We start from the raw sequence: 12,239 nt of genomic DNA, 5'->3' as shown, positions 1-12,239 counted from the left end.
GAAGCGTGGTCAACAACGCGTCTTGCAAAGAAAAGAATTCTGCAGGCGTCAGGCCCGCTTCCGACAATGAAATGGGAGATACGCCATGCAGCATCTGCCGAACGACACCATCGACGTCCTGCTCGACCAGTTTGGCCAAATCGAATCCGTCATCGGAGATCCGAACTTTCCGACCGCCATGGACGCGTGGGGCGGCAACGACACCGTGACGGCGACCATCGGCCAGCCCGAAGCAGAAGTTACGATCTTCGGCGATGACAACACGACGCTGCATGGCCTGTCCCGCGGTGGCAACGACACGCTCACCGTCAATTTCAACTACGGCTGGAACGAAGCCCTCGTGGTCGGCGATGCCCAGGCGATGATCGACGACGCCAGGGGCGGCAACGACACGATCAATGTCGAGGCCGACTCGCTGTACACCAACGTGCATGCTTTCGGCGACGTCGCCGGCGACATGTCGGGCAATGCGCGGGGAGGCAGTGACACCATCACCGGTGCCGTGGGCTGGCGAAGCTACGACAATGTCTACGCCGGCGATGCCGGCGGTTCCATGAGCGGCACCGCGCAGGGCGGCAATGACACGCTCGAGATCGGTGTGAACACCCGGGAGGGCTCAGCGAACGCCAGCGGCGATGCCATCGGCTCCATCGGCGGCGATGCGCATGGCGGCAACGACAACATTACCATCACCTTCGGCGGCGACATTGTCATGACCGGCGGGTTTGCGTACGGAGATTCGGCGACCTCACTGACCGATAATGCCCAGGGCGGAGATGACATTCTGACGCTCAAGGCCGATGGCCCTGACACGCTCCAGCTGACGCACCCAACGCTTTACGGCGATGCACCGACCATGTCCGGCAATGCCCAGGGCGGCAACGATATTCTCACCGGCACAGTAACCAGTGATTTCCTGTATGGCGATGCGAAGGTCTATGCCCCGGCGGCGCCGGGCTCGATCACCGGCGGCCGCGATATTCTCGACGGCGGCGGCGGCGATGACCAGCTTTCGGGTGGAGGAAACAGCGACACCTTCGTCTTCAACGCCGGCTCCGGCAATGATCTCATCACCGACTTCGATCAAGGCAACACGGCCGTGGGCAGCACCATGACTGAGCACGATCTGATCGACGTGCAGGACTACGGGTTTGCGGACTGGACGGCGCTGTCGAGCCTGATCAGCGACAATGCCGCCGGTGATGCCGTGATCCATCTGTCGGCGAGCGATACCATCACGCTCGACGGCGTCCAGGCGGCGAACCTGCATGCGACCGACTTCCTGATCTGAGCGAATTGCTTTGGGCGTAAACGTCTCGCCCTGCCTCCAGCGGGGCGAGACACCGGTTACACCTTCGCCGCCGGCGGCACGACCATTTCCCCGCTTGGACGCCCGATCCTGTCCCGGCACCGAAAGAGCGGAGCGTGTCAGCCTCGCCGGCGATTCAGACTTCGATCCGCTCCGTGATGAGAAGCGCGTCGTCCACGTCCCACCTAAATATCGAGCGATGTTCACAATTCTTACGCCGCTGAACAAGAATTCGGCGTTAACCATCGCTGGCGGTTCCAATCTGAACGAACTCGCTTCGAAGTTTCTTAAAACTTGCTGGATACCTCTCTTGGGCATGGCGACCTGGGGAAGCAAATGAGCAAGCGGGCCAAGCGTAAGAAGGCGGAGACGCTCGCAATACCAATGGCCGCCAGAGTTGCAATTGGCGCCGTGGCCGTCGCCGCATTGGGCTACGGCTTGCTGTCTCGCCCGGCGAGCGTGCAACCGGCGCGGAAGCCGTCCGCGCCCCAAGCCCAGGCATCGTCAACGCCGGTTTACGTGGCACCTCCGGTTCATGCATCAGTGTCGGCTCCCGCTCCGGCTCCGATTCCGGCCCCGGCGCCTCTGGTCGAGCCACCAAAAGCCGCTGATGGTCCCGGCGCTTTTGTCCGGCAGGTGGTTGACTATGCAAGCCGCCAGGCACCGGGCACCGTGATCATCGATACCAAGAACACGTTTCTTTATTTCGTCCTGAACGACACGCAAGCGATGCGCTACGGCATCGGTGTCGGCCGCGAAGGTTTCACATGGTCCGGTGAACAGACTGTGGCTCGTAAGGCAGAATGGCCGGATTGGCATCCGCCCGCGGAGATGGTCTCGCGTCAGCCCTATCTGCCGCGGTTCATGGCAGGTGGCCCCGGCAACCCGCTCGGCGCCCGGGCGATGTATCTGGGCGACACCGAATATAGAATTCACGGCACCAACAAGCCCGATACGATCGGGAAGCGGGTTTCGTCCGGCTGTATCCGGCTGACCAACGAGGATGTGGTCGACCTCTATGAACGGGTGAAGATCGGAGCCAAAGTGATCGTGCTTCCGACGAGTGCTGCGCGTCGACCCTCCCAGGGCGGGCCGTCCGACGCCGCCTTCCGGTTGCCGGACCCGGCATCGCCGTCGAACCGGTCCTTGGCAGCCAACGCGAAGATGCCGTCGTTTGGACCGGAAATCGCCGAGGCCCGGTAACTCAACCCTCCGTCCGAGTGAAGGTGGCGGCGCATCGTTCGGAAAACGATGCGCCGCCCCTCTCATGCGGCTTTCGCTTCAAGATTGCCGATCCAGTCGTGGGCGAGCGTCACGTCGGCTTGCGACAATTGATGGCCCGCCGGCAGGACCCGGTGGGTCACGCTCGCGCCAGCTTGCGAGAGCAGGGCCGCAAGCCTTGCCGAATTGCCGGCCGGCACGATCGGGTCGCCTTGCCCGGACGACAGCAGGATTGGCTTGCCTGCAAGATCCGCCGTTGGCGGATCAGACAGCGGCACCATCGCGCGCAGCAGGATCGCGCCGGCAAGCACGTCCGGCTCCAGCAGCAACAGCGCGGCGGCGATGTTGGCGCCGTTGGAGAAGCCCACCGCGACGGGCGCGGCGATGCCGTAGCGCTGCCGCGCCTCGCTCACGAAGTCGCCGAGTTCATGCGCGCGGCGGCGCACATCAGCCTCGTCGAACACGCCTTCGGCGAGGCGGCGGAAGAACCGGGGCATGCCGTGCTCGAGCACGCGGCCGCGGGGCGAGAGCAGGGCGGAGCCGGGCGAGATCATCTTGCCGAGCCCAAGCAGGTCGTTCTCGTCGCCGCCGGTGCCGTGCAACAGCAGCAGCGGAGGGGAGCCCGCGCGGGTCGCGGGCTCGAAGCGGTGGATGAAGGCACTCTCGGTCATGACGCGGTCTCTTCCAGGCTCGGCAGCACGCCCTCGATCTGCTTGCGGTGCTGCTCGAGGAAAGCAGGCAGCTTGAGGTCCTGCCCCAGCGTCGCGACGGGCTCGTCGACGGCGAAGCCGGGGATGTCGGTCGCGATCTCGAACAGCACGCCGCCGGGCTCACGGAAGTAGATCGAGCGGAAGTAGTTGCGGTCCCTCTGCTCGGTCGGATGCAGGCCGTGATTGCTCACGAGCTTTTGCGCCATGCTGCCCTGCTCGGCATCGTCGGCCGCGCGGAACGCGATGTGATGGACCGACCCGCCGCCCTGATGCCCGCGCAAAAATCCCTTGGCCTCGTAGATGTCGACGATGCTGCCTTCGGCATCGCCCGCAGCCTTGAAGCGGATCACCGAGCCTTCGCGGCCGGTCTCCTTGAAGCCGAAGACGTCGGTGAGGATGGCGGCGGTCTTCGCAGCGCTGTCGAGCAGCAGGGTCACGCCGTGGAAGCCGCGGATGGCATGCTCGGCGGGCACGTCGCCATTGCTCCAGCCGGGTTCGCCTTCGGCGCCTGATACCCCGACCAGCGCGAGCGCCATGCCGTCAGGATCGGTGAACGGCAGCACGGATTCGCCGAAGCGCTTCTCCAGCGCCTCATAGGCAATGCCCTTCTCGGTGAAGCGCTGGGTCCAGTAGCCGAGCGAGCGCTGCGGCACGCGGAAGGCGGTCTGATGGGTCTCGCCGACGCCGCGGCGTCCGGGCGACACGCCGGCCCAGGGAAAGAAGGTCAGGATGGTGCCGGGGCGGCCGGTCTCATCGCCATAATAGAAGTGATAGGTGCCGGGATCGTCGAAATTGACCGTCTTCTTGACGAAGCGCAGGCCCAGATCCCGGGTGTAGAAGCCGAAATTGCGGATGGGGTCGCCGGCGATCGCGGTGACATGGTGCAGTCCAGACATGGTCGTCCTCCTGAGTTCGGGGAGCGTCTTGCTCTGGCCGGAAATATTGTTCCGCTTTGGATTGGAGACAATCCATGCAAATATGACCGCTATGTCTACGATTTGGAAACAATCGGCGAAGGCGGCCCTTGGATAAGCTCGGCAGCCTCCGGGCCTTCGTGAAGGTGGTGGAAAGCGGCAGCTTTGCGGAAGCCGGCCGGCAGCTGCGGCTGTCGCGCTCGGCGATCAGCAAATACATCGCCGACCTCGAGGAGAGCCTCGGGGTCCAGTTGCTTATCCGGACCACGCGGCACGCCAGCCCGACCGAGAACGGCAAGCGCTATTTCGAACGCGCGCTCGTCATCCTCTCGGAGGTCGAGGCGGCCGACCAGGCGGTGACGCAGGCGCAGTCGGCGCCACGCGGGCTGCTGCGCGTCAACGCGCCGATGTCGTTCGGCACGATGCGGCTCGGTCCCGTGCTCGCCGATTTCATGGCGCGATATCCGGAGCTTCAGCTCCAGATCGTGCTCAGCGACGACCTGCTCGATCCGGTCCAGGACGGCTTTGACGTGACGTTGCGGATCGCGGAATTGGAATCGTCGAGCCTGATCGCGCGAAAGATCATGCCGGTGGCGCGCATGATCTGCGCTTCGCCGGATTATCTCGCCCGTCACGGCACGCCCAGGCATCCGCAGGATCTGCGCGAGCATGTCTCGCTGACCTACGGCTTCCTGCTGACCGGCAATCAGTGGAAGCTCACAGGCCGCGATGGCGACCACTGGATCCAGCCGGCCTGGTCGCTTTGCGTCAACAATGCCGAGGTGCTGCGTGATGTCGCGATCAAGGGCAGGGGGCTGGCGCTGCTGCCGGAGTTCATCGCTGCCGACGCGTTGACGAAGGGCGAGCTGCGAGCCGTGCTCGACGATTATGCCGCGCCGCCGCTCGCGCTCTATGCGGTGTATCCGCCGACGCGGCATCTGTCGGTGAAGGTGCGGCTCTTCATCGACTTCCTGGTTGAGCGGTTTGGCCGCGAGGACGAGGGCGTGCGAACGCGCTGAAGACAACTCATGATCGCGCCTAAGTCAGGTCTCGATTTCGAGCCGAACTTCCACATCCTCACCAATGCGGGCAAGCCTGCGCGCTCGTGTCTCCGCAATCGCTGAGGCGCTCCCATTGCAGCCTTGAGCGCTAGTCGAAAGTCCTGAGCCGTTTTCCAACTGCTTGCATCGAGTTGTATGTCGTGCATGGCATACCAAGTGATTGTCTAGCCGACCGTACGCTGCTCGGCCGGCCGCAGCAATTGGTCCAATGCGTCCATCGAGGCCTCCTGAAGCGCAGCGAGTCCCTGCGCGGCTTCTTCGCATTCGGCGGGAGACATCGAGGGCGCAGCCAACTCGACCTCGCGGCAGCGTTCGAACAGGCGGACGAGGCCGAGCGCGCCGGCGGCGCTGCCGAGCTGGTGCGCGGAACGCGCCACCTGCTTGTGATCGCCGGCTGCCGCGGCGCTGACGATGTCGGCGATCAGCCTGTCGCTGGTTTCCCGTAGCAGACGGTGCAGGCTTGCGATCTGTGCGGCACCCAGCAGCTCGCGCTGGTCGTCGAAAAAATGCCGGTCGATCAATGCGCCCGCGGCAAGCTGCGTGGCGGTCGGCTCGGCTTCCGGATCGTCCTCGATCGCCTCGCGCAGCGCGCCGATCAGGATCGGCTTGCTGATGATCCGGACGATGCCGGCGTCTGCGAGCCGCTCGCGCGCGCTGGACGACACGTCCGCCGTCACGGCGATGATGCGCGGGATCTTCGGCAGATCGAGCGCGCCGATCCGGGTCGCGGCCTCGACGCCGTCCATGTCGGGCATGTGCAGATCCATCAGGATGACGTCGAACGAATGATCGCCGGCGAGCTCGACGGCCGATGCGCCGCTCCTGGCGATCGTGGGGTGATGGCCAAGCCGCTTCAGGATCGCCTCCCCGACCTCGCAATTGACGGGATCGTCGTCGACCAGCAGCACGCGGCGCGGCCGCGACGGCGGCGGAAGCGCGCCCTGCGCGATGCCGCCTGCGGCCGGGCCCAGCGGCACCTCAAAGCTGAATGTGCTGCCCACCTCTGGCGTGCTCGCAACCGTCAACTGGCCGCACATCAGGCGGGCCAGGCGCCGCGCGATCGCAAGGCCGAGGCCCGTGCCGCCGAACCGTCGCGCGATGCTGTCGTCGGCCTGGACGAAATCCTCAAAAATCCGCTCGTGCATATCGGGGGCAATGCCGATGCCGGTGTCGCGCACGGTGACGCGCAGCAGGACATGATCGTCGTGCCGCTCGGCGGCCGCGGCCACGGCGATCCCGCCCGACGGCGTGAACTTGACGGCGTTGCCGATCAGGTTGAGCAGGATGCGATTGAGCCTGACGGGGTCGCCGTGCACCGAGGTATGGACCGACGCATCGCAGGCAAGATCGAAGGTCAGTCCCTTGCCGACGGCCTGCGGACGCATCAGCTCGGCGGCGGTCTCGATCAGTTGGTCGAGGCGGAAATTGCGCGGCTCCAGCGTTTCGGCGCTGGCCTCCAGGCGCGCATATTCGAGGATGGTGTCGACCAGCGCGATCAGCGTCTCGCCCGACGCGGCCGCGGTCGCGAGGTGGCGCCGCTGCGCCTCACCGAGGCTGCCGTCGTCGAGCAGCTGCACAACGCCCATGACGCCGTTCAGTGGCGTGCGCAGCTCGTGGCTGACGACGGCGAGGAAGCGCGACTTGGTCTCGTTGGCCGCCACCGCCGCGCTGCGCGCGCGCTCGGCGGCATCGTGCTCGGCGAGCGCGTGATCGCGAGCCTTCTCCAGCTCGGAGGTGCGCTCGATCACCTTGCGCTCGAGCGTCGCGTAGGACTCGCGCAAGTGTGCCGCCATCCGGTTGAACTGGTCGCCGAGCGCTTCCAGCTCGTCGCCGGTCCTGATCGCGAGCCGCAGACCGAGATCGCCGCTGCCGATCCGCCGGGCGCCCTGCGTCAGCAGCTGGATCGGCACGGTCATGCGCCGGCTGAGGAAGAGCGACACCAGCACCGCACCGATCAGCAGGACGACGAGGAGAAAGGTCGAACGGCCGATCGATGCATAGATCGGCGCATAGGCTTCGCTGAGCGGCAGCTCGACGAACACCAGCCAGCCGAGCGAGGGCACCGTCGCATAGGTCGACAGCACGCGCTGGCCGGTCAGACCCTCCTTGACCAACCCGCCCGAGGGCGGCCCCACGCCATCGAGCGCGGCGCGTACGTCCGCATGGCCGGAGAGATCGCTGCGCTGCAGTGCCCGCCACAGATCGGGATGGGCGATCAAGACCCCCATGCGGTCGACCACGTAGGCCTTGCCGGTGTTGCCGACCCTGATCCCGGTGACGAGGTCCCAGATGAAGCGCAGATTCACCTCGGCGACAATCACGTTCGGATTGCGGCCGGTGCCGCGCGTGGCGAGCGTCATGAACGGCTCGGTGTCGGCGAAGAAATAGACCGGCCCGTAAAAGGCGCGGCTTTCGTTGGCGCCGCGGAAGGCGGGCGAAGCGGACAGATCGGCCTTGCTGCCGGTCCTGTCGGCGACGCGGCGGGACACGCGCACCTGCTCGAGCCCGCGCGAGTCGAGCTCGGCGATTTCCGCGATCGCCGGCGAAAGGCGCAGGAGACGGATGGCGTTGAGGCGCTCGTCTTCGTTGGTCGACAGCTCCGGCGGCAGGCGCGAGAGCCATCTGATCTGGCTCTCGATCTGGCCGACGAACTGGCCGATCTGGATCGCCGCGGACGCTGCCTGCTCGCGCTGAGTTGCCGCCAGAAGCTGCTTCTGCTCGCGATAGGAGAACCAGACGTCGAAGCCGGTGTTGATGGCGAGCGCGGCAAAGGCGAGGGCGAGGATCGAGTAGAGATATTTGCGGAACAGCCGCCCGGGAGGCGTCCGCAAATGTCCCTGGTCGACCGTCTCGTTCACTCGCGGATCTCGTCGGCGCGCGCGAGCAGCGTGAACGGAATGGTCAATCCCAGCGAGCGCGCAACCGTGCGGTTGATCAGGAGCTCGTATTTCCGCGGCGATTGCACCGGAAGATCACCTGCCTTGGTGCCGCGCAGGATGAGATCGACATAGTCGGCCGAGCGTACTTCCAGCGTCGGCCCGTAGCTCATCAGCCCGCCGGCATCCATGAAGTAATGGAACGGATAGATCGTCGGCACGCGATACTTGACCGCCGCCGCGACGACCGCCTGCCGGTTGACGATGAGGAAGCTGTCGACCAGCGCAATCATCGCCGCCTTGGGCGGTTCGGAGAAGCGCCTGACGGCTTCGTCGATGTCCGCCGGCGCATTGACGGGGGCGGGGAGGACCGACACGCCGGACTCGGCCCCCTGTTGCTCGATGGAGTCGAGGAAGAAGCGTCCCGCCCGAGGCGAGGTCGCCGGATTGAACATGACGCCCACGCGCGCGAGATCCGGCACGGCCTCCCGGATGAGCTGAAGCCATTTGCCGCCCATCTCGGCGGTGCTGTTGGTGAAACCGGTCACGTTGCCGCCGGGATGGGCAAGGCTATCGACGAAGCCATTGCCGACGGGATCGTTGGCGGTCGCAAAGACGATCGGAACGGTCTTGGTGGCGGCGAGGACCGCTGCGGTTTCGACGGTCGATCCCGTCAGGATCACATCCGGCTTGAGCTCGAGCAGTTCCTGAACGGCCGCCTTCAGCCGGTCCGGTGCGCCGAAGCTCGAACGCAGCTCGAGGCGGAAGTTGACGCCTTCGACCCAGCCGCGCTGTCTCAAGCCGACGATGAGGCTGCCGAGACGAGAGGTCGCGCTGTCGATCATGCTCCGCCTCGTCAGCTCGTCGTCGAGCGGCAATGCGGTCAACGATGCGACGATCCGCATGCGGTCCGACGTTGCGCCGAGCGCGATCCATCCCGCGGCGGTTGCTCCCGCAACACGAATGAAGCCGCGGCGATCGACCGCGAAAGCGGAAGGCCGTTTGGTCATGGAGTGCTTTGCATGATGGCTTGCCCCGGTTCGGATGCTTAGCGCGAACGGCCGGTGTCCACAATTGATCAAAAAGCGCTTGTGAATGTTCATTCGCAGCGTTTGGCAGCTCGATACCGTTTTCGTACGCGGCCCGAGGGATGGCGCGGTGCGCTAACGCCGCAGCGTAAACTCGTCCGCCCCGCGCCGATGCTCCCATCTCGCCTGCTCCAGCTCCGGCCGGTCGCATTCGGTCTCGGGATAGCCGATGCAGAGATAGGCGATGAACTTCCAGGGATCTGGCACGTCGAGGATCGCGTGCACGCGATCCGGATTGAGGATCGACACCCAGCCGAGGCCGATGCCTTCCGCGCGCGCGGCGAGCCACATCGCGGTGATGGCGGCGACCACGGAATATTCCGTGGTCTCAGGCATGGTCGCGCGACCGAGACCGTGGCCGATGTCGCTGGTCTTGTCGGCGAACACGGCGAGATGGCCAGGCGCCTGTTCAAGGCCCGACAGTTTCAGCGTGGCATAGCGCGCGGCGCGTTCGCCGGAATAGCAACTCAGCGCATCGGCGTTGCACGCCTTGAAATCGTCGATCACGGCGCGGCGGCGCACGGCACCGTCCACGATGACGAAGCGCCAGGGCTGGCTGAGGCCGACCGAGGGCGAGAGGCAGGCGGTCTCGATCAGGCGGTCCATGGCGCTGTCCGGCAGGGGATCGCTGCGAAAGCGGCGCACGTCGCGGCGCCACACGAACAGCTCGCGCAATTGCCGGCGGAAGGTGTCGTCGAATTCGACCATGAGGTCAGCCTCCCGTCTGGAAGGAAGCGGCGACCAGCAGGATGAGAATCTCGCCCAACTGCTCGAACGCGCCGAGGATGTCGCCGGTCTGCCCGCCGATCTGGCGGACCGCAAGCCGCGCCAGCATCAATCCAGCGAGCGACAGCAGGACCAGGCCGACCAGCGCCTTGCCCGGCCCCAAAGCCAGGGCGAGCGCGAGCGTTCCGACTGCAAAGGCGATGGCGATGCTCCGGCCCGGCGGCGCGCCGGCGCTTGCCGACAGCCCGTCCGGCCGGGCGGGCGGGACCAGGGCCATGAAGGCCGGCACGCCGGCGCGGGCTGCAGCATGCGCGGCGCAAAGCGCGAGTGCGACGGAATACGGATTGGCGATGGTCGCGAGCGCGCTCCAGCGCAGGCCGAATGACAGGATCAGCGCGCAGACGCCGTAGGTGCCGATCCGGCTGTCGCGCATGATCTCCAGCTTGCGCTCGCGCGTGCGGCCGCCGCCGAGCCCGTCGGCGGCATCTGCGAGACCATCCTCGTGCAGCGCGCCGGTGATGAGGGCGGTGGTCGCCAGGGCGAGCAGGGCAGCAAGGTTCGGCGTCAATCCGAAACGGATAGCGACCTTGTAGGCGAAAGCGCCGGCAAGGCCGACCAGCAGTCCTGCGACGGGAAGCGCCCAGGTCGCGCGCGCGACGGCGCCGTCGGCCGCCGGCTTCGACGATGCCACCGGAAGGATCGTGACGAACGATGCCGCCATCCTGAGATCGGCAATGACGTCCTTGAGAAGCTCGGCGCGCGGCATCATTTCAATTTCATGGGAAGGCCGGCGACGACGAACTCGACTTCATCGGCGGCGGCCGCGATCGTCTGGTTCATGATCCCGGCGGCGTCGCGAAAACTGCGCGCCAGCGCGTTGTCGGGCACGATGCCGAGGCCGACCTCGTTGGTGACGAGGACGACGGGGCTCTTCAAGCGGGGCAGGGCGCTGGCGAGCTCGGTCACCTCACGCTCCCAGTCGCGCGTCGCATGCATCAGGTTGGAAAGCCACAGCGTCAGGCAATCCACCAGTCGTGCGCCGCCGCCATCGCTCGCGACCAGCGCATCCACGAGATCGAGCGGCACCTCGCGCTCGATCCAGTCGGCTCCGCGCCGCGCGCGATGTTTGGCGATACGTGCTTCCATCTCGGTGTCGAGCGGCTCGGCCGTCGCGACATAGACCGGCTGGCCGGGAAAGGCGCGCGTGCGCATTTCCGCGCGCTTGCTCTTGCCCGATCGCGCTCCGCCGGTGATCAAGATGACGGCCATAAAGGTCTCCTGGAGGCCTGACTAACCACCAATCGCGGCCAAAGACAAAGCCGAAATCGGGCGTGGAGGGGCTTGCGCTCGCGCCTTGCTTTGCGCAACAGGGGCGGGACAGGAGGCAGGATTGGGCTTTGCGGGCGCGATGGTGGTGGCGATGGCGGTGGATGCCCTCTCGGGCTGGCCGTCATGGCTGTTCGCGCGGATCGGCCATCCCGTGACCTGGCTGGGGCGGCTGATCGGCGCCATCGATCGCGGCTGGAATCGCGCAGCCGATCCGCCGGCGCTGCGCCGTGCGGCCGGCATCGCCGGAGCGCTTTTTGTGATTGCAGTCTCCGTTGTGATCGGCTGGATGATTCAGACCTTGCTTCCCAAGGGTTGGATCGAGATCGTGCTGGTCGGCATCCTCTCCTGGCCTCTGGTCGCGCTGCGCTCGCTGCACGATCATGTGGCTGCCGTGGCGAAGCCGCTGCGGGCCGGCGACATCGCCGCCGCACGCGAGGCGGTCTCGCGGATCGTCGGCCGTGATCCCGCGGCGCTCGACGAGGCCGGCATCGCGCGCGCGGCTATCGAGAGCCTCGCGGAAAACGCCTCGGACGGCATCGTTGCGCCGGTGTTCTGGGGCGCGCTGTTCGGCCTTCCCGGCATTCTCGGTTACAAGGCGATCAACACGCTGGACTCCATGATCGGCCATCGCAGCGAGCGGCACGAAGCCTTTGGCTCGGCCGCGGCGCGCATCGACGATATCGCCAATTTCATTCCGGCGCGCCTGACCGGATTTTTGTTCGTGCTGCTGGCGGCGCGGCGATCGGAGGCGCTGTCATGCATGACGCGGGATGCGCGCCGTCACCGCTCGCCGAATGCCGGCTGGCCCGAAGCGGCGATGGCCGGCGCACTCGGCGTACGGCTCAGCGGTCCCCGCATCTATCACGGCAGCATCACGAACGAACCCTGGCTCAACGAGGGCGCGCGCGATCCGCTTGCCGCGGATATCGGCGAGGGACTGACGGTCTACCGCCGTGCCATGCTGCTGCTCGCCGGCGTGCTTGCGATCCTGGCCTTCGCGTGAAA

Annotated in this window: 11 protein-coding genes; 4 read left to right on the top strand and 7 right to left on the bottom strand. The window is 66.2% G+C overall.

The window, feature by feature from the left end:
• Window positions 1-85 precede the first annotated feature (85 nt).
• Both D6B98_RS05870 and D6B98_RS05865 read left to right on the top strand, forming a co-directional pair.
• Entirely contained in the window at window positions 86-1,291 is a 1,206-nt protein-coding gene (locus tag D6B98_RS05870) for a hypothetical protein (RefSeq protein ID WP_126255998.1), read from the top strand.
• Between the two features lie 354 nt (window positions 1,292-1,645).
• Entirely contained in the window at window positions 1,646-2,512 is an 867-nt protein-coding gene (locus D6B98_RS05865) for a L,D-transpeptidase (RefSeq protein WP_126255997.1), read from the top strand.
• Window positions 2,513-2,574: 62 nt separating this feature from the next.
• Here the strand turns inward: D6B98_RS05865 and D6B98_RS05860 are convergent, their stop codons facing one another.
• Together D6B98_RS05860 and D6B98_RS05855 are read right to left on the bottom strand one after the other, a co-directional pair.
• Window positions 2,575-3,201: an alpha/beta hydrolase gene (locus tag D6B98_RS05860; RefSeq protein WP_126255996.1), complete on the bottom strand. Its 627-nt coding sequence runs from the start codon at window positions 3,199-3,201 to the stop codon at window positions 2,575-2,577.
• Window positions 3,198-4,136: a ring-cleaving dioxygenase gene (locus D6B98_RS05855; protein ID WP_126255995.1), complete on the bottom strand. Its 939-nt coding sequence runs from the start codon at window positions 4,134-4,136 to the stop codon at window positions 3,198-3,200. The genes D6B98_RS05860 and D6B98_RS05855 overlap by 4 nt, the downstream gene beginning before the upstream one ends.
• Window positions 4,137-4,264: 128 nt before the next feature.
• Between D6B98_RS05855 and D6B98_RS05850 the strand changes: the two genes are divergently transcribed.
• Window positions 4,265-5,173, top strand: a complete 909-nt coding sequence (locus D6B98_RS05850) for a LysR family transcriptional regulator (RefSeq protein WP_164718427.1) — start codon at window positions 4,265-4,267, stop codon at window positions 5,171-5,173.
• 206 nt (window positions 5,174-5,379) lie between these two features.
• Here D6B98_RS05850 and D6B98_RS05845 read toward each other — a convergent pair whose 3' ends face one another.
• The 5 genes from D6B98_RS05845 to cobU all read right to left on the bottom strand — a co-directional run bounded on the left by D6B98_RS05845 (window position 5,380) and on the right by cobU (window position 11,174).
• On the bottom strand, window positions 5,380-8,073 hold the full coding sequence (locus D6B98_RS05845; protein ID WP_126255994.1) for a hybrid sensor histidine kinase/response regulator: 2,694 nt from the start codon (window positions 8,071-8,073) through the stop codon (window positions 5,380-5,382).
• Window positions 8,070-9,101: an ABC transporter substrate-binding protein gene (locus tag D6B98_RS05840; RefSeq protein WP_126255993.1), complete on the bottom strand. Its 1,032-nt coding sequence runs from the start codon at window positions 9,099-9,101 to the stop codon at window positions 8,070-8,072. The genes D6B98_RS05845 and D6B98_RS05840 overlap by 4 nt, the downstream gene beginning before the upstream one ends.
• 153 nt (window positions 9,102-9,254) lie before the next feature.
• Entirely contained in the window at window positions 9,255-9,887 is a 633-nt protein-coding gene (gene bluB, locus D6B98_RS05835) for a 5,6-dimethylbenzimidazole synthase (RefSeq protein ID WP_126255992.1), read from the bottom strand.
• A 4-nt stretch (window positions 9,888-9,891) separates the two neighbouring features.
• Window positions 9,892-10,674 carry an adenosylcobinamide-GDP ribazoletransferase gene (gene cobS, locus D6B98_RS05830; protein WP_126255991.1) on the bottom strand — a complete coding sequence of 261 codons (783 nt, stop codon included), beginning with the start codon at window positions 10,672-10,674 and terminating at the stop codon, window positions 9,892-9,894.
• The gene (cobU, locus tag D6B98_RS05825; RefSeq protein ID WP_126255990.1) at window positions 10,671-11,174 is read right to left on the bottom strand and encodes a bifunctional adenosylcobinamide kinase/adenosylcobinamide-phosphate guanylyltransferase; all 504 of its coding nucleotides are present in this window, start codon (window positions 11,172-11,174) and stop codon (window positions 10,671-10,673) included. The genes cobS and cobU overlap by 4 nt, the downstream gene beginning before the upstream one ends.
• A gap of 121 nt (window positions 11,175-11,295) precedes the next feature.
• Between cobU and cbiB the strand changes: the two genes are divergently transcribed.
• Window positions 11,296-12,237 carry an adenosylcobinamide-phosphate synthase CbiB gene (gene cbiB, locus D6B98_RS05820; protein ID WP_164718426.1) on the top strand — a complete coding sequence of 314 codons (942 nt, stop codon included), beginning with the start codon at window positions 11,296-11,298 and terminating at the stop codon, window positions 12,235-12,237.
• Window positions 12,238-12,239: the final 2 nt, after the last annotated feature.

Origin of the sequence: Bradyrhizobium sp. LVM 105 (assembly GCF_003957705.1) — a bacterium.
Lineage (GTDB): Bacteria > Pseudomonadota > Alphaproteobacteria > Rhizobiales > Xanthobacteraceae > Bradyrhizobium > Bradyrhizobium frederickii.
Note: the sequence above shows the minus strand (reverse complement) of the source record. Positions and strands in the feature narration are given on the sequence as shown.

Bases quoted from the DNA above. Each gene is read 5' to 3' on its own strand.
- D6B98_RS05860 (WP_126255996.1), bottom strand. From the start codon at position 3,201: ATGACCGAGAGTGCCTTCATCCACCGCTTCGAGCCCGCGACCCGCGCG.
- D6B98_RS05870 (WP_126255998.1), top strand. From the start codon at position 86: ATGCAGCATCTGCCGAACGACACCATCGACGTCCTGCTCGACCAGTTT.
- bluB (WP_126255992.1), bottom strand. From the start codon at position 9,887: ATGGTCGAATTCGACGACACCTTCCGCCGGCAATTGCGCGAGCTGTTC.
- cobU (WP_126255990.1), bottom strand. From the start codon at position 11,174: ATGGCCGTCATCTTGATCACCGGCGGAGCGCGATCGGGCAAGAGCAAG.
- cobS (WP_126255991.1), bottom strand. From the start codon at position 10,674: ATGATGCCGCGCGCCGAGCTTCTCAAGGACGTCATTGCCGATCTCAGG.
- D6B98_RS05855 (WP_126255995.1), bottom strand. From the start codon at position 4,136: ATGTCTGGACTGCACCATGTCACCGCGATCGCCGGCGACCCCATCCGC.
- D6B98_RS05840 (WP_126255993.1), bottom strand. From the start codon at position 9,101: ATGACCAAACGGCCTTCCGCTTTCGCGGTCGATCGCCGCGGCTTCATT.
- D6B98_RS05865 (WP_126255997.1), top strand. From the start codon at position 1,646: ATGAGCAAGCGGGCCAAGCGTAAGAAGGCGGAGACGCTCGCAATACCA.